The organism is Streptomyces sp. PsTaAH-137, from assembly GCF_003259365.1.
Lineage (GTDB): Bacteria > Actinomycetota > Actinomycetes > Streptomycetales > Streptomycetaceae > Streptomyces.
Map to the genome: position 1 here is coordinate 38,703 of NZ_QLLY01000030.1, position 14,831 is coordinate 53,533.

The 14,831-nt window shown below is 67.1% G+C and carries 12 protein-coding genes and 5 pseudogenes; 9 read left to right on the forward strand and 8 right to left on the reverse strand.

What is annotated here, in order from left to right:
* Positions 1 to 76: 76 nt before the first annotated feature.
* Positions 77 to 895 (forward strand): annotated as a pseudogene (locus K377_RS39045) (short-chain fatty acyl-CoA regulator family protein); the annotation flags it as partial.
* Positions 896 to 979: 84 nt separating this feature from the next.
* Here the strand turns inward: K377_RS39045 and K377_RS39050 are convergent.
* A complete protein-coding gene (locus K377_RS39050; RefSeq protein WP_111668408.1) occupies positions 980 to 1,450 on the reverse strand; it encodes a peroxiredoxin in 471 nt (156 codons plus the stop codon).
* A gap of 312 nt (positions 1,451 to 1,762) precedes the next feature.
* Positions 1,763 to 2,479 carry a hypothetical protein gene (locus K377_RS39055; protein ID WP_111668409.1) on the reverse strand — a complete coding sequence of 239 codons (717 nt, stop codon included), beginning with the start codon at positions 2,477 to 2,479 and terminating at the stop codon, positions 1,763 to 1,765.
* 752 nt (positions 2,480 to 3,231) lie between these two features.
* On the opposite strand from K377_RS39055, the gene K377_RS39060 reads away from it, so the two are divergent.
* Positions 3,232 to 3,762, forward strand: coding sequence for an SMI1/KNR4 family protein (locus K377_RS39060; protein ID WP_111668410.1), 531 nt, complete (start codon positions 3,232 to 3,234; stop codon positions 3,760 to 3,762).
* 15 nt (positions 3,763 to 3,777) lie between these two features.
* Here K377_RS39060 and K377_RS42590 read toward each other — a convergent pair.
* Together K377_RS42590 and K377_RS39065 are read right to left on the reverse strand one after the other, a co-directional pair.
* Positions 3,778 to 3,930: pseudogene (locus K377_RS42590) on the reverse strand (IS5/IS1182 family transposase); the annotation flags it as partial.
* Positions 3,931 to 3,968: 38 nt separating this feature from the next.
* A complete protein-coding gene (locus K377_RS39065) occupies positions 3,969 to 4,409 on the reverse strand; it encodes a glutaredoxin domain-containing protein (protein WP_111668411.1) in 441 nt (146 codons plus the stop codon).
* Positions 4,410 to 4,545: 136 nt separating this feature from the next.
* On the opposite strand from K377_RS39065, the gene K377_RS39070 reads away from it, so the two are divergent.
* Positions 4,546 to 5,376 carry a hypothetical protein gene (locus tag K377_RS39070; RefSeq protein WP_309252267.1) on the forward strand — a complete coding sequence of 277 codons (831 nt, stop codon included), beginning with the start codon at positions 4,546 to 4,548 and terminating at the stop codon, positions 5,374 to 5,376.
* Between the two features lie 656 nt (positions 5,377 to 6,032).
* Here the strand turns inward: K377_RS39070 and K377_RS39075 are convergent.
* Together K377_RS39075 and K377_RS39080 are read right to left on the reverse strand one after the other, a co-directional pair.
* Positions 6,033 to 6,692, reverse strand: coding sequence for a zinc ribbon domain-containing protein (locus K377_RS39075; protein WP_181512758.1), 660 nt, complete (start codon positions 6,690 to 6,692; stop codon positions 6,033 to 6,035).
* A gap of 134 nt (positions 6,693 to 6,826) precedes the next feature.
* Positions 6,827 to 7,246, reverse strand: coding sequence for an ankyrin repeat domain-containing protein (locus K377_RS39080; protein WP_111668412.1), 420 nt, complete (start codon positions 7,244 to 7,246; stop codon positions 6,827 to 6,829).
* A gap of 348 nt (positions 7,247 to 7,594) precedes the next feature.
* Between K377_RS39080 and K377_RS39090 the strand changes: the two genes are divergently transcribed.
* The 3 genes and pseudogenes from K377_RS39090 to K377_RS39100 form a co-directional block, all read left to right on the forward strand.
* Entirely contained in the window at positions 7,595 to 8,215 is a 621-nt protein-coding gene (locus K377_RS39090; protein ID WP_237551442.1) for a ThiF family adenylyltransferase, read from the forward strand.
* On the forward strand, positions 8,200 to 8,715 hold the full coding sequence (locus K377_RS39095; RefSeq protein WP_237551443.1) for a Mov34/MPN/PAD-1 family protein: 516 nt from the start codon (positions 8,200 to 8,202) through the stop codon (positions 8,713 to 8,715). Before K377_RS39090 ends, K377_RS39095 begins: the two co-directional genes overlap by 16 nt.
* Before the next feature lie 8 nt (positions 8,716 to 8,723).
* Positions 8,724 to 8,936, forward strand: a pseudogene (locus K377_RS39100) (transcriptional regulator); the annotation flags it as partial.
* Between the two features lie 82 nt (positions 8,937 to 9,018).
* On the opposite strand, the pseudogene K377_RS39105 reads toward K377_RS39100, so the two are convergent.
* Positions 9,019 to 9,399 (reverse strand): annotated as a pseudogene (locus tag K377_RS39105) (IS110 family transposase); the annotation flags it as partial.
* Positions 9,400 to 9,768: 369 nt separating this feature from the next.
* Here K377_RS39105 and K377_RS39110 point away from each other — a divergent pair.
* The 3 genes and pseudogenes from K377_RS39110 to K377_RS39120 all read left to right on the forward strand — a co-directional run bounded on the left by K377_RS39110 (position 9,769) and on the right by K377_RS39120 (position 14,019).
* Positions 9,769 to 10,275: a hypothetical protein gene (locus tag K377_RS39110; RefSeq protein WP_111668415.1), complete on the forward strand. Its 507-nt coding sequence runs from the start codon at positions 9,769 to 9,771 to the stop codon at positions 10,273 to 10,275.
* A gap of 1,704 nt (positions 10,276 to 11,979) precedes the next feature.
* Positions 11,980 to 13,490 (forward strand): annotated as a pseudogene (locus K377_RS39115) (phage/plasmid primase, P4 family).
* Positions 13,491 to 13,641: 151 nt separating this feature from the next.
* Positions 13,642 to 14,019, forward strand: a complete 378-nt coding sequence (locus tag K377_RS39120) for a DUF6009 family protein (protein ID WP_111668416.1) — start codon at positions 13,642 to 13,644, stop codon at positions 14,017 to 14,019.
* Positions 14,020 to 14,516: 497 nt separating this feature from the next.
* Here the strand turns inward: K377_RS39120 and K377_RS42100 are convergent.
* Positions 14,517 to 14,831, reverse strand: a 315-nt coding sequence (locus K377_RS42100) for a hypothetical protein (protein ID WP_220093194.1), incomplete at its 5' end; no start/stop codon positions are given.

The following is a 14,831-nucleotide window of genomic DNA, read 5'->3' on the forward strand; positions in this document are numbered from 1 at the left end:
GGCTCTGCTGGAGCCGCACATGCCAAGGAACCGTGGGCGGGGTGGACGCTGGCAGTGTCACCGTCGTGTGATCAGCGAGAGCCTGCACCACTACGACGCTCCCACTCGCACCCTGCACCTCTCCTCAAGACTGCGTCCCGGCCAGCGCGCCTTCCGCATGGCCACCCAGCTCGCCCTCCTGGAGCACGCCGACGAACTCGACGAGCAGGCCGCCGAGGACTTCGCCCCCGGCACTCCGGCGCACTCCCTCGCCCGGATCGGCGTAGCCAACTACTTCGCCGCGGCGCTGATCCTCCCGTACCGCGACTTCCACGCCGCTGCCGAGTCGGTCCGCTACGACATCGAGCGCCTCACCGACCGCTACGGCCTCGGCTACGAAACGGTCTGCCATCGTCTCAGCACCCTGCAACGCCCCCGCCTGCGCGGAGTTCCGTTCTCCTTCGTCCGCGTCGACCGTGCGGGCAATGTGTTCGAACGCCAGTCGGCCACCGGCTTCCACTTTTCCCGCGCGGGCGGCACCTGCCCCCTGTGGAACGTGTACGAGTCGTTCGCGGCCCCCGGGCGCATCCATGTCCGGCTTGCCGAAATGCCCGACGGACAGCGCTACTTGTGGACTGCCCGCGCCGTCACCCGGCACCGGGGCGGCTGGGGCGAACCCGGCAAGACCTTCGCCATCGGCCTCGGCTGCGAACTCCGGCACGCCCACCGAGTCGTCTACTCCGACGGCCTCGACCTCGGCCGCACCGCCGCCGCGACACCGATCGGCATGGGCTGCCGCGTCTGCGAACGCCTCGAATGCCCCCAACGGGCGGCACCTCCGCTGGGCCGCCCCGTGCGGATCGACCAGAACTCCAGCTCGTTTGTGCCGTATACCTTGGCAGCGGGGGACGCATAGGCCGCACCATCCGGCCCCGCCTCACCCCTTGTCCGGGACCGCGGTTCGGATACCGGGCGATGCGAAGGCGACACTGAGACCGTGTCAGTCTTGAGCGCGAAGCGCCGCGAGGGCTCGGTCGGCGTGGGCGCTCATTCGCAGCTCGCTGCGGACCACCGCCATGACCCGGCGGTCGGTCCCGATGACGAACGTGACGCGCTTGGTCGGCAGGACCGAGAAACCGCGGGCCACCCCGAACTGGCCCCGCACCTCCCCCTGCGGATCGGAGAGCAGGGGGAAACCGAGGGAGTGCCGTTCGGTGAACTGCCGCTGCTTGTCGACCTCATCCGAGGAGACACCGACCGGGCGGGCACCGACCGCCGCGAACTCGCCCGCGAGATCCCGGAAGTGGCATGCCTCCGCAGTGCAGCCCGCTGTCAGAGCCGCCGGATAGAAGAACAGCACCACCGGCCCGTCGGTGAGCAGTTCTGACAGTGAGACCGGTGTCCCCGTCTCGTCGGGCAGTGTGAAGTCCTCGACGACGGAACCGATGTCGGTGCGGCTGGCGGTGGACACGAGGACTCCCCAAGAACGGGTGGCAGGACCCTCGTGATCCTACGCACGGATATCGCGAACGGCTCCAGACGCATCCGACTCTAGTGTCGAAGCATGGCCTGCTCTCTCCGCATGTCCGAGGGCCTGCTCAGTGCGGAGCCGGCGTCCGGGGAATTTGCATGCTGCCCCGCCGCCCGGTCGAGCTGCGCTCTCCTGGAGATCCCGGGCGCTCACAGGTGTGACCGAGCGCTCCCAGTGGCACTCGACGCCAACTCAAGCGCACAGCTTTGTCGCCGTGCGGATGGCGAACGGCTCGTCGTCCGGTCTCATCTGCTAGGCCGATGCTGACCAGAATCGGCTCGGCAGCATCATCGTCATCGCCGTGTGCTCCGGAGCTATCAGCAAAGGGACCAGCGGCTCGTTCAACACCCGGCCTGGGAGATGCCTGCGGGCGACGATGATGTCAGTGCAGTACACGTCGGCGCTGCCGGTCAGCTGTCGCGGAACCTGCATCCGCATCTGGCGGTCCACCTCGCTGGTGAGCATGCGCGAGAATGCGTGCAGTTCCGGGTCCGCCTGCCAGGTCTCCTTCAACCGGTACAACTTGCGCGCGATTGTGAGAAGCAGTTCGGGGTTGTCGTCGAACACCGCGGTGTCCGGGCTGTAGATCACGGCAGCTGGCCGGTCACGCCAACCCCGTTCGAACAGTTCGTTGTTCGCCTGGACGACTGCGCCCCAGACCAGGCGTCCCTCGGTCAGCAGCAGGTCTTGCACCTCCAAGATTTGCCCGAGCGGGTCCCCGAGCCACGCCCAGCCGGACCTAGGGATGCGCAGGTAGCTGAACCTGTCGAACCAGGAGAAATGGCGCGGCGGATGCCCGAGTGAGGTTCTGCACTGAGCAAGGGGCGCTATGGATCCCGTCACGCCGCAGAGAATAGTCACGCGCCCTGGCGAGCCGTAGACGGGGCCTATCGCAGGTGCTCGTGAGTCAAGGCGCACGACGCGACGAAACTCGGCCAGGGCAATGGCGTACGACTCGACCGAGCCCACGTATGCGGCGCTTCCTGCCTCTGCCCCTTAAGCAGACAGGTACAGGGCTACTCCTCATCGCCGACACAGATCAGAGGTTCGGCCGCCACGACACGTTCGCCGCCGAAGCAGACCGCGTCCTGGCCAAACTCGGGACATCAGTATTCGGCCGCTTATCCGCCGACATCATTCAGGGACGGGCAACGGTCTTGGACAAAGAGCCAGAACTCGCCGACCAGCAACTGTGTTCCTTGGCAGACGAGTTGGCGGCAGGCATCAAATCCGCGCGGGCACTCTCCCGCCGACGGTTGCGACGATGGCGCACCCCGTCGAATTGACGCCGGAGTACGCCCGGCTGATGGGCGTCCTGTGGTTTTAGGTGTGCGTGTGTGGCGGCTTCCCCAGAAGACGGAGCGGGCGGCGCGGATTCTGGCGCTTTGGCGTTCCAGGTCGCGTGCGTGGTGGAGGGTGTCGGCCAACCGCAATGGAGTTGGGGGTGAGTACGGTGGGGCGGTCTCGCCGTGTCACGTGGATGTGAGGAGGGCGAATCCGGCCGTCACCGCGCGCGGCGGTCGCGTCATCATTCCCCGAAATGCGCGGCGCTCACCCGTGCGCGATCACTTGAGGCAGGCGAGCCCTATGTGCTCATCGGTGGGCCCTGGAACATTGAGAAGTCATCTCATTTGGCCGGGACAAGGTGTCGTTGGCGGTTGATGTCAGGGTATTAATGCAGGTTAGCCTGGCAGGCGTGGCGAACGGAGCAGCGGGCGTGAGTGACCGAGGTGGCCTCGCTGGTCTGGTCGGCCTGTTGCCGCCGCCGGCGAGCGGGCGTGGTGGTCGAATGGGATGAGGTCCAAAGGGCCTGGGAGCTTGTGTTCCCTTCGGACTTCAAGGGGTTCCTTGCGTGCTACGGAGATGGTCTGGCGGGTCTGGATCTCAGCGTGCTGGTTCCTTCGACCGTGACTCCTGAGACCTGTGACGAGCCCAGTGCCCCACTGGGCGGCATGGGGTTCATTACCGCAGACTCGCGAGCGGCGTGGGTGGATACCGAACCCACCGGCATCGATGCAGCAGCCGAAGACCTGGTGACCTGGGGAGCAAGCAGCAGCGCCGATTTGTACTGCTGGCTCACCCATGGCGCCCCCGAGGACTGGCCGGTGGTGCTCTTCAGTCACGGCGACGACGCTTGGACGCGTTTTGACTGCGGCATGACGGAGTTCCTGTGCCGGGTACTGAGCGCCGACGGCCGGGTCGAGGCTATGAAGGATTCTGTTCTGTGGGCTGCGGGCTCGCGCCAGCTTTGAAACTGTTGGCCTGCCTCATTTGGTGAGTCTGCGGTAACAGATCAGCGCGCTGGCAATGCCGACGAAGGCGAGGAAGTGCTCGGCGTTGCGTTCGTAACGGCGATGCAGGCATCGGCACCCGTTCAGTCAGGACATCGTGCGCTCGACCACCCAGCGCTCCTGGCCCAGGCGGCTGTAGGGCTCGATGCCACGGCAGGCCAGCTGCGTCACGCGGAACTGGAGAGGCGGTCGCGCACCCATGCAGGATCGGGATTGGTGTGCGGTTGGTCCGCCACGATGACGGTCGGCACGGTTTCGTTGCCGTTGTTGGCTGCCCTGACCGCTGCGGCTCCGGCCGGGTCCTGCCAGATGTTGACCCAGTGTGCCCGGGAGGCGCTGCGGCCCAGCCTGATGCGCAGTCGTATGCAGTACTTGCAGCCGGGGCGCCAGTAGACGACCGGCCGCCCATCGATCACGCTGCGGCGTTGGGCCTCCAGTGCACCGATCGACCTCGGGAAGAGCAGAGGTGAGTTCACGCCTGCGAGCACGACAAAGACCGACAAAAAGGCCGCGACGGCTTTGCCGGAGATCCCGGTGGCGCTGAGCCCAGCCGCAAGGACTGAACCGCAGAGCACCATCAGCATCGGCACAATCCAAGCGCGCGTCATGAGGGCGAAGGATACCGATGAGTTCGAATGGTCACCGAACTAGAGCCTGTCTCTGGGAAGTGCCGTGCGCGGGGTGCTGCATTTCGTGGGGCGGGCGTGAGGGCCGTTGTCAGAGGCGATTGGCAAGATTGCGGCCATGAAGGTCACTCCTGTCACTCCGCCACGGCCGATCGACGTTGTCGCGGTCTTTCCCCAATTGGCCCCGTTGGCCCGCACGGCGACTCGCCTGCACCCCCGCCCTGGGGCGCCGACGTGGCACGACAGCTCGATCGGCGGGCCGCTGCTGTGGCCTGCCGAGGAACCGTGGCCGTACTGCGAGGAACCGCATGTGGTGGACGGCATCACCCCGGCCATGTCCCCGGCGGATCTGCGGCTGGAACGACGGATCTTCGCTGCCTCGCACGGCCGGGACCTGACTCCGCAGGAACGGGAGGCTCTCCAGCGGATCCGGCCCCCTCGGACGTATCCGGTGAGGCTGGCAGTCCAGTCGTACGACGGCCCCGTAGCGATGCTGCCTGTGGCGCAACTGTACGTACGGGATGTGCCCGATCTGAGCCCGCCGGAGGGCAAGGATCTGTTGCAGATTCTGTGGTGCCCCTTCGATCATCCGATCATGCCCAGGACTCTGCTCTTCTGGCGTTCGGCAGCCGCCGTCACCGACATCCTCGACACGCCTCCCGAGCCTTCCGCAGTGCAGTTCGACGGCTATCTACCGGAGCCGTGCGTGCTCGAACCGGAGCAGATCACCGAGTACCCCGACCATTTGGAGCTGAGCGAAGACCTGCGGGAGCAGCTCAATCAGTGGAGCGTGCTGCAGGCAGAAGAGGAAGGCATGGACCCGGACACGTACTACGACTGTGTCCTGTCCAACGCACCTGGCTGGAAGGTCGGCGGCTGGCCTGCTTGGAACTCCACGGACCCCAGCCCGCGGTCGTGCTCCGAATGCGGGACCCGTATGGAGGTTTGATGACCGTCGCCACGTTCGAGGAAGGCGACGACGCCGGGAACAGTTGGTCTCCGCATCCCCACCCAGGTGCTGGGCCGTACCCGGGCCACCGCGGCTATAACGCGACCGGGGTCCAGATAGGCAGCGGTTACCGGCAGCACCTGTTCGTCTGCCCGGCAGAGCCCGAGCACCCGCACATCGAGTTGATGACGTAGCCCGTCCGCGGTGGGCAGCCGGCGGCACAGTGCGGGCATGCCGTGATGCCGGCTGTCCATGAGATCGGGCCGACAACCCGGTTCCTGCAAGGCGAGCGATGAGCTGGCACTTCGTTTTGTCAGACTCAGATCTCGGTTGGAGGTGTGAACTTCAGCCCTGTAGCAGCCGTTGGCCACGCGGCTCGGGGATTCCTCGGGTCTGACCCGCAGCTTCGCCTGTCCGACGATGGGCCGCGCTCCCTCTGCCGTCCAATGCAGTCGCGAGCAGGGAGCTTCGCGAGAAGGCGAGGCTGCCTGAGCGAACAGTCGAACGCGACGTAGGAAGCCGAACGGCTTTCGCCTCCTGTGTGATCGGGGAACGAACCCGGTACGAGGGCGCTTCTGCCGGGCGCTGTGGAAGATCATCTGGAATGCGCTGGGCGGTGGACCCTGGTTTTACGTTGGACCGATCGTGCCTGGATGTCAGTTGCGGTTTCCGCAAGAGGGGCAGAAGGCTGCGCCGGCGGGGAGCTCTTGGCGGCAACTGCCGCATTGGGCGGCTTGAGCGAGGCGGTGGCCGCAGTCCATGCAGAAGGCTCCGCCGCGGGTTTCGGCGCTGCACTGAGGGCATACCAACTGCCTGGATCTGTCGCCGTCGTAGCCCTCTCCCTGCCGTTGGCCGGCGTCGTAGGCGCGCTGGCTGGCCATGTCGTTCAGGCCGCGTTGCTGTGCGGCCTGTGCCTCGGCCGCGGTGTCGGGAGAGCAGTGCAAGCACAGGCCCTGTCCGGGATTCCAGCAGCGGTCGCAGACGTAACTCGTGCAACGTGGGCAGCGGTTGAAGTGGCCTTCGGCGTTGGCGATCGCCCGAGAGAAGGCCGCGTCCTTCTGGCTGCCGTAACTGTGACCCGCCAGGCCATCGGCGGCGTCGGAGACGCCGCGGGTGGCGGTCCCGCCGATGACCGACCATGCGGCGTTCACCCCCTTGGAGACCCATCCCGCGACCTGCCCTGCGCGGAATGCCTCGAAGGGGGAGCGCCACGTGTCGGAGCAGCGTCCGCACGAGAACTCGAACTGGAATCCCGCACCGGTGCCGTGCTCCACGCACAGATCACGGTGGTTGCTCGTGAAGTAGATCTCGCTCATGATCCCCATCCCCCCGACTCAGTCCATTGCTACCCGCCCCACCGGGTCAAGCCACCTATGTCAGTGCATAGTTGAGGAGGACGGCCATGGCCGACAATAGCGTTCCGCAGTCGGGCCGGTCGGCCGAAGCTGAGTCATGGTGTAGCTCGTGCTCCTGCCGCCCGGAGGACTTCGGCGGCGAGAGGGCGGGATCCGCCTTCCGCCCATTCCAGTGGCGTCCTGCCCGTGCCGTGGTCCTCGCGGAGGTCGGCGCCGTGTACCAACAGTTGCCGGACCGTTTCGGTGTGCCCCCAGCATGCGGCCGCACAAAGCGGCGTGCCCTCCGACCCCGGCCCGGCGCTCTCCGCGTCGGGGGACGCGCCGACTTCCATGAGCAGGCGGGCTATTTCGGCCTCTCCCTGCACCGACGCCAGGTATAGGGGGGTCGTGCCGTCGTGGTTCCTTCGCTCTGGACATGCTCCGCTGCGCAACACTGCTTTCGTGGCCCTGGCGTCACCTGCCAGGACTGCCTCGAAGAGGCGGCGGGAGAGCTTCTTCCGGTGGCGCTGTTTCACAGCTCATGAGGCTAGCGATCAGGGACATCGTGGAGCCACTCATATCCATTCGTTGATCACCGCGACCAGCACCCTCGTCTCGTAGGGGACGGCGAGTTGGTCGTACCTCGTGGCAACGGCCCGGTGGCGCCTGAGGCGATTGATTCCGCACTCGACTGCGTGCCGTTCTTTGTAGTCGGTCTTGTCACAGTGCGGCGGCCGGCGTCCTCGGGAACCAAGCTTGTGACGGCTGCGGACGCGGTCCACAGGGACGGGATGGTCGGTCTGATTCCGAGTCTGCGCAGGTAGGCCCGGCTGCGGCGAGAGTACGGGGTGCTTCAGCGTCCAGAATCGAATGCGACGCGTGGCATGCGCGGCAGCGCGGTCGACGCCCTGGCCGAGGAACTCGCCGCGCTGCGCCCCGACACCGCCACCACGCCGCTGGCGCTGGACGTCATCACCGACGCCGACCGCATCCGGGCACACCTGACCAACACCGACCTCGCCGTGTGCACGGCCGACGGCGTCGCCGCCCGCCGCGTTACCGGCCACCTGGCCCGCCGCGCGGGCCTAACCGCCGTACTCGCCTGCGTCCTCAACGACGGAGCACTCGGTGAAATCATGCGGCTGCGCCCACGACCCGGCCACGGCTGCCTCACCTGCCGCCGCCAGCACCTCATCGAATCCGGCGGCATCGACCCCGAACCCGCCCTGGACGCCGGCTACGGCACCGGAACCCCACACCGCCCCATGACCGCCGTCGGCCCCGACCTTCACCTCGTCGCCCACCTCGCGGCCAAGACCGCCGTGGCGAGCATCCTCGAACGCGCCGGGCACCCCGACCAGCGCCTGCCCGGCGAGCACGCCCTCATCTCGCTGCGCCGCCAACCCGACTGGGCCCCGCCCTTCGACCTCGCCCGCACCACCGAAGTGCGCTGGCTCCCCGCCAGCCCGCCCCGAAACGGCTGCCCCACATGCGAGACACCATGAACCCACAACCCGTCACCACCGTCCGCCTCACCCCAGCGGCCGCCCACACCATCGCCACCGAACTACGCACGGCCGACCACACCACCGAAACCGGCGGCATCCTGCTCGGGCACCACAGCGCGGACGTCGCCACCATCCACCACGCCGGCACCCCCGGCCCCGCAGCGGTGCGCACCCCGACCTACTTCCTGCGCGACCGGGCGCACGCACAGATGCTCGCCGACCAGGCCTTCGCCGCCGATAGCAGTGTCTGGATCGGCGAATGGCACACACATCCCACCGGCCGTGCGGCCCCGAGTGCCAGGGACGCCACCACCTACCAACAGCTCTTCAGCGACCTCGAGCTGGGCTTCACCAGCGTCGTCGCATTGATCCTCGCCAAGCGCGACGGGCAGTGGACCGGCGCCGCCTGGGCAGCACACGACGGCGGTATCGCCCCCGCAGCACTGGAGATCCTCAAACCTCATCCGGAGAATGAGGCAACCGGTCGCCCCCGCTGAGCGCCACAAACCAGGCCTTCGCCAACCTCTGGATGAAAAACCTCAAGGCCCACGAAGAGGGCCCCACCGTGATCCGTGCCATGGGCACCGACGAACTCCACGTCATCGGCGACTGGCGGCGTGTCTTCCCCGAAGGCCGCGGCGTCACCGAGGTCAAAATCAAGGACATCTACGCGGCGGGCGCGGCGGACGCCGCCCCCGAGGCGGGGGAGGGGGCGTAAGCGCCCGAGCGGAATCTGGGGTTCGGCAAGTTCGGCGCCCAGGGATGAAGGGCCACGAGGCGGTGGCCCGCCAGCTCGGGGATTCGACCGAGCGCAGGGTGTGAGGCATCGACCGGGCCGCGTCCGCGATGACGAACGCGTCGCGGGCATCGGTCTTGGCCTCGCCCGGATAGAGATCGGCGATCCGCCGCATCGTCAGTCCGGGCAGATAGGCGACCTGGCAGCCGACGGCGCGGGCGACGGCCAGCGGCAGGGCCCCGATCGAGGCCGGCTGGTCGACGATGACGAGCACGGTCCCGTGCTTGGCCTGGAGTTTCGCGAAGACCTCGCGGAGTTTGGGTTCGCTGTTGGGCAGCCTCCGGTCGAAGGCCGCCTTCCCGGCGGGGGTGACGGCGGTGGCGTGGTGTTCGCCCTTGCCGACGTCCAGGCCGAGGAAGACGTTGATGCCGCTGATGTCGATCACGTCGTGCTTCCTTTGGTGCTGTTCACCCGGCCTCGCCACGGCGCTGATCGCCACATCCACATTACAAAGAGCCTCCCGGCCTGGGGAAAGGCCGGTGGTCATGCCCCTAATCAGCGGTCTGTCAGTGCCTTCGGAGCTGGTGACACCCCCCCCGGGCCATGCACTTGACAAGGGGAGGTAGTCATGCCAACTCCGAAGGCCGGTCGTCCCGTTGCGGAACTACGAAAACGGTAATGGGGGGGGACAGCCTGGCAGGCCCCAACCTGGTGTGCGAGGGATGCGGGCGGGCCGTGGCGACCCGTAGTCGCTCCCGTCAGCCAGCCGATTTCCGCGTGACGGTCCGGCCCGCCGCACGGTAGAAGCCGACATGTGACCATCCTCTTCTGCGCGAAGTGCGGGACCGCGCTCACCGGTGACCTGGTGGCGCTGCCGGCCGTTCCGAACGTCGATGACCCAGATCACGGTCGGGACAAGAAGACTGGCCAGGCTCGCTCCACCGTCCCCCACGGGCACTATGCCATCGACCCGGACCCCTGGGGTGCCCCGTACGTCCCGGCCGCTGCACCCTGCCGCCCTGCCCGCAGCACCGGCCGCGAACTGCTGCGAACCGGCACATGGGCCACGGTATCTGTCGGATGGCGTGACAGCGTCGTTGTCCACCCGGACGATGTCCTGCCGCGCCTCGAACCCTTCACGCTCGCGGACAACTGGCTCGGGTGCTGCGGCCCCACCGGCGCGCACGGCCCCAACTTGGCCCGCTTCTGCGGCTCTCGTGTGGCCACCTGGGCTGCCGACTGCATCGGCCCCAATGAGCTCCACCTCGACCCTGTGCGCGTCTACGCCTGGCACGGCGAGGCGCTGACCGAGAGCTCATGACGCTGCAGGGGCCTGACTGCCCTGAGCCGGCCGCCCCTGGTCCACGATTGCTCGGTGAACAAACTGGGGAACGGCGAGCGGGCCTGGAGATTTCACGAAGCCTCATCACCCTCTGCCGTCGCGCCCCTGGTACCCGCTGAGGCCCCACCACGGCGCCTTCGAGTACACCCTGGTCGGGCTGCCCGCCGTACATGCCCTGCGGCTGCTCAGGTATCGCGGACGCGTACTACTGCGTCCGCGTCGAGGACGGCGCCGTCAAGGTGGAGCGTCAAGTCTCTCGACCTGGGCGGCGCCACGCTCGTCGTGCGCTGGGATCTGCCCGAGCCGCGGGCCACACGGGACCGCCGGAGATCAGTGTTTCACTGTCGATGACGGCCGCAGGTGCTGCTGAACGTGAACGTACCCCACTGGGGCGACCGATCCCTTTCAAGTTGCACTCGGGGCAATGACCGGCCGTGCATCCCGCACTGGCAAGGCGTACGAGGCCTCTGGCCAGCGTCTACCCCCGCCGCGCGCCCGAACGAGCGCGCCCAACTGGCCTTGTCGGCTTTTTCACCGAAGGTTTCGCAGACCGCTTCGCACGGACCGCGCGCGCCCTCCGTACCGGTAGCGCGCCCACGAGGGGAACCGCGCCCATCAGGAGCGCGGCTACCGCCTCGATCAGAGCGAAGACGCTCTGATCCTGATATCCGCCGAAGGCTGTCCGGCGCACAGCAATGTACTCACCCCGCCGGTCGCCACCCACAGATGTACTGGCACCAGCCTCCGTCACCTGCCCATCGGCTGAGCGGAACGTCCCGGAGCACTCCCATTGCTGCCCGTCCGACGAACCGGACTCCTCGCAGTACGTTGCCCTGATCTCACCTGGAGTGCCCGCCCAACCAGCTGCGTACGGCAACATGTAGGCGCCGAAGCAGAACAGAGCCACACAGATTCCGACCAAGATGCAGAGACCAATCCGCGCCCCCACACCACTCTTCCCCTGCCCACTGTTGTGCGCTCTCGGGGTCCGCGGTCGAGCCACGCAGTGCCTCCGCCATGGGTACTGGATCGAACTTCAGAACGTCACATAGTCGTACACAGTCGCGTCTGTAGCAACCTCTAGGTTCCCCCGTCCCTCGACGGCGACAGACGACGGTCTGTGAGCCGACAACCGCCCCAGGCAGTTGTAGGTTCAAGACGAACCAACATTGCCTGTCATAGGGCACGAACAACCTCTAGCACCGCACAACAGGGTCCTGTGGGGTGCTGAGCAAGACAAGAACGGTCGACTCCCGCAGTCTCTCCTTCACACTGCTCCAACTGCCGACTCTTCCGCCCCCATGCTGCGATCCGCTAGAGGTCAGCTGCGGCACAACGGTGCTTCACCACCACACCAAGCCCAAGCTCACGCTGCCGTAATCCAGATGGGCACTAGAACTGAACCCGCTTCACGGCACCGATGGGTAGACGCCGAGCCTCAGGGCTAGCCACTACAACAGAAGTGCATGTCTGCTCAACGCCGGGGCTCGCTCCCTCCTGCCCTGGGAGTCGGCTCCGCCCGGAAGCGAGCTGGCCGCTCCCATCAGCAAGTCATCCTCTGCTCCGGCATGGGCTAGGGAAAGACGGCCTGAGGAGCGGGGCGAGGTTTTGGGCTGGACTTGCATCGCCCCCTGAAGCCAGGCCTGTGCCGCAACACCGTAAGGAACGGCCTTCACCGAGAAGCTGAACCGGGCTGCCTTCACGGTCGGCGGTCCCGTCGCTGCCGGCCGCCTCTCGCACGCCCAGACTCTCGACCGTCTCGTTCAGGCAGCACAGGCCACCCGCCCCGTCCAGCACGCCAAGAACCTCCGGACTATTCGCGACGAAGACCGCGCAGACGTAGAACTCTTCGCGTCCCTCTACTCAGGACGATTCCGCTACGTTGAAGGGAACGGCTGGTACACCTGGGATTCCCCCTGGTGGAAGCTGCGCGGGGGAGAGGCCGCCGCGACCTGGGCCGCCGGCGACATGGCCGACCAGATGCCCACCCACGACCCTGCCGGTCACTTCTCCCAGCAGGACGTCACCCGCCACCGGCGCTACTCGTCTTCCACCGCCGGGCTGAAGGCAATGCTGCACCAGGCCAAAGCTGCCCCAGCCCTGTCCCTCGACGCTGAGGAACTGGACGGCGACCCTTACACGCTGTGCACCCCGGACGGGATCATCGACCTGCGCACCGGCGAGGCGCGCGCGGCCGACCCGCTGCGTGACTTCAACTCCTGCTGCACCAGCATCAGCCCGCAGGCCATGCCCACCCCCCCCGCTTCTTCCGCTTCCTCACCGACACCTTCGGCGACGACGGCGACGGCAAGGAGATGATCGAATATCTCCACGTCCTGCTGGGCTACTCCATCACCGGCGACGTCGGCGCGCAGATCCTGCCGTTCTGCTACGGCGACGGCGCCAACGGCAAAAGCGTCCTCCTCGACACCACCGTGCAGATCCTGGGCGACTACGCCCACGCCGCCCCGCCCGGCTTCCTCATGGACCGCGGCGGCTACACCGAGCACTCCACCGAGCTCACCGAGCTCTACGGCCGCCGCCTGGTGGTGTGCAGTGAGCTCAAGCCCACCGACAAGTTCGACGAGGTGCGCGTCAAGCTCCTCACCGGCGGCGACAAGGTGACGGCCCGCCGCATGCGGCAGGACTTCTTCAGCTTCGCGCCCACCCACCACCTGTGGCTCCTTGGTAACCACCACCCCGAAGTCGCCACAGGAGGCCACGCCTTCTGGCGCCGCCTGCGCCTGATCCCCTTCGAGCGGAAGATCCCGGACGCCAAAAAGATCGACAACCTGGCGCGCATCCTCGTTGCCGAGGAAGGCCCCGGCATCCTCGCCTGGCTGATCGAAGGCGCCCGCCGCTTCCTCGCCACCCGAGACCCCAGCAGCAAACGCGACAACCTCGCCGGCCCCGCCCGGGTCCGCATGGCCACCACGAACTACGCCGCCACCGAAGACCACGTCGGCCGTTTCCTCACCGACATGTGCCTGCGCCAGGAAGGCGCGAAGGTGCAGCAGACCGCCCTCTACCAGGTCTACGGCCGCTGGTGCCAGGACGAAGGCGTCCGCCCGACCGGCTCGAGAAGCTTCGCCACCCGGATGCGCAACGAGCTCGGACTCAAGTCCCCCGACGAGATGATCAAGTCGAACGGAACCCGCTACTACCCCGGACTCGGGCTGCTCGACGACGAATAACGCGGGTACAGATCCACCACAAGCGGCCGACGGCACCCTGCGCAGCACTCGCGGAGCGCTCTAGACTCAAAGAGAGGGCAGACCGGACGCGGCCCCACCACAGCCGCGCCGGATGAGCCCTCGGAACACGATAGGAAGGGGAGCGGACACCATGAGCTCGCTACTCGCCGACACCGACGTCATCGGGGAATCCAAAATCGTTTGGCTCGAAGACATCGCCGGGCTGGAGTCCGTGCGTCAGGCCGTCCACGGCACCCCGTACCGCAAGGGCAAGCCCAACTTCGGCGGCCTTGGCCGCCTGGTGGGCTATGCAGAACTCGCACCCTCCGTCGAGCGAGACCCCCACACCAGCCTCTTCCACCGCAGGGTCTTCTATCTCGTCCCGCACGACCGGGACAGCGAGCCTGACGGCGACTACCGCACCGGCTCACCTGGTGAAGCCGTCGACCCGCAGACTGTCGACATGGGCCAGATAGGGGAGAAGACCGAGCGCTCGCAGAGGCGGGCCATAACGCCCGCGGGCGCGTAGGCCCTCCAGCCCCTCTCCAGAACCTGCAGCTCAGAGGCATGCAAACGTGCGACGAGGGGCTGAAGGGGCTGGATCTTCAGGTTGGCATCACCACCGCTGGCCGGCCGTGCACCGCACGGTTGCAGGGAGCCCGGCGGGCAGGTCCGAGACGGCCCTGCCGTCTTTCTGACGAGAGGACTGGCCCGTAACTGCGGTCGCAGGCCAACCCACAGCCGCGTCAAGCGCTCGGAGTCCTCCACAAATGCCGCTCGTCCAAAGTTCCGAACCGCACGCTTCCGCGGTCGAGGTCGACGAGGACGGGCCAGCAGTCCAACAGTTGCTGTCTGGAGCCCGTTGCTCTCGCGGACTCGCTCGGAGTCGATGGCGAGAGGCAGTTCGTCATCGCGCTGGCTGTGCGCGAGAAACGCCACCGCGAGTTGCAGGGCTTCGTCCTGCTCCATCATCCGTCTCCAGTCCTCCGGCTCGACGGAGGCACCCTAACCGGCCTGGAATGATCTTCACGTGGCCGGTGCGATCACGGCGTCTACGGATCGTCCGTCGACGATCATCAAAAGTCCGCTCGGGATGTTCGCGATTCCCTGAACGTGTTGGTGCGTGCTCAGATCGCTCGGCTGCCCCATACGCACTGAGGGGGAGCTCACCGGATCGGAGAGGGGCAGCTCGTCATCACGCTGGCAGTGCGCCAAAAACGCCACCGAGCTGCTCAACTTCCGCCTGCTGCCGAGGCTGAAGAACATCGGCAGCAGGCGCCTGCACCGCCCGGACGACTCCCTGACCGACTGGCGGGCGCTCGGCAGTTCGCTGACGACCCG

Excerpts from the sequence above, each read along its gene's own strand:
- K377_RS39065 (WP_111668411.1), bottom strand. The coding sequence starts at position 4,409 with ATGACGCGCGCTTGGATTGTGCCGATGCTGATGGTGCTCTGCGGTTCA.
- K377_RS39070 (WP_309252267.1), top strand. The coding sequence starts at position 4,546 with ATGAAGGTCACTCCTGTCACTCCGCCACGGCCGATCGACGTTGTCGCG.
- K377_RS39075 (WP_181512758.1), bottom strand. The coding sequence starts at position 6,692 with ATGAGCGAGATCTACTTCACGAGCAACCACCGTGATCTGTGCGTGGAG.
- K377_RS39090 (WP_237551442.1), top strand. The coding sequence starts at position 7,595 with ATGCGCGGCAGCGCGGTCGACGCCCTGGCCGAGGAACTCGCCGCGCTG.
- K377_RS39095 (WP_237551443.1), top strand. The coding sequence starts at position 8,200 with ATGCGAGACACCATGAACCCACAACCCGTCACCACCGTCCGCCTCACC.
- K377_RS39120 (WP_111668416.1), top strand. The coding sequence starts at position 13,642 with ATGAGCTCGCTACTCGCCGACACCGACGTCATCGGGGAATCCAAAATC.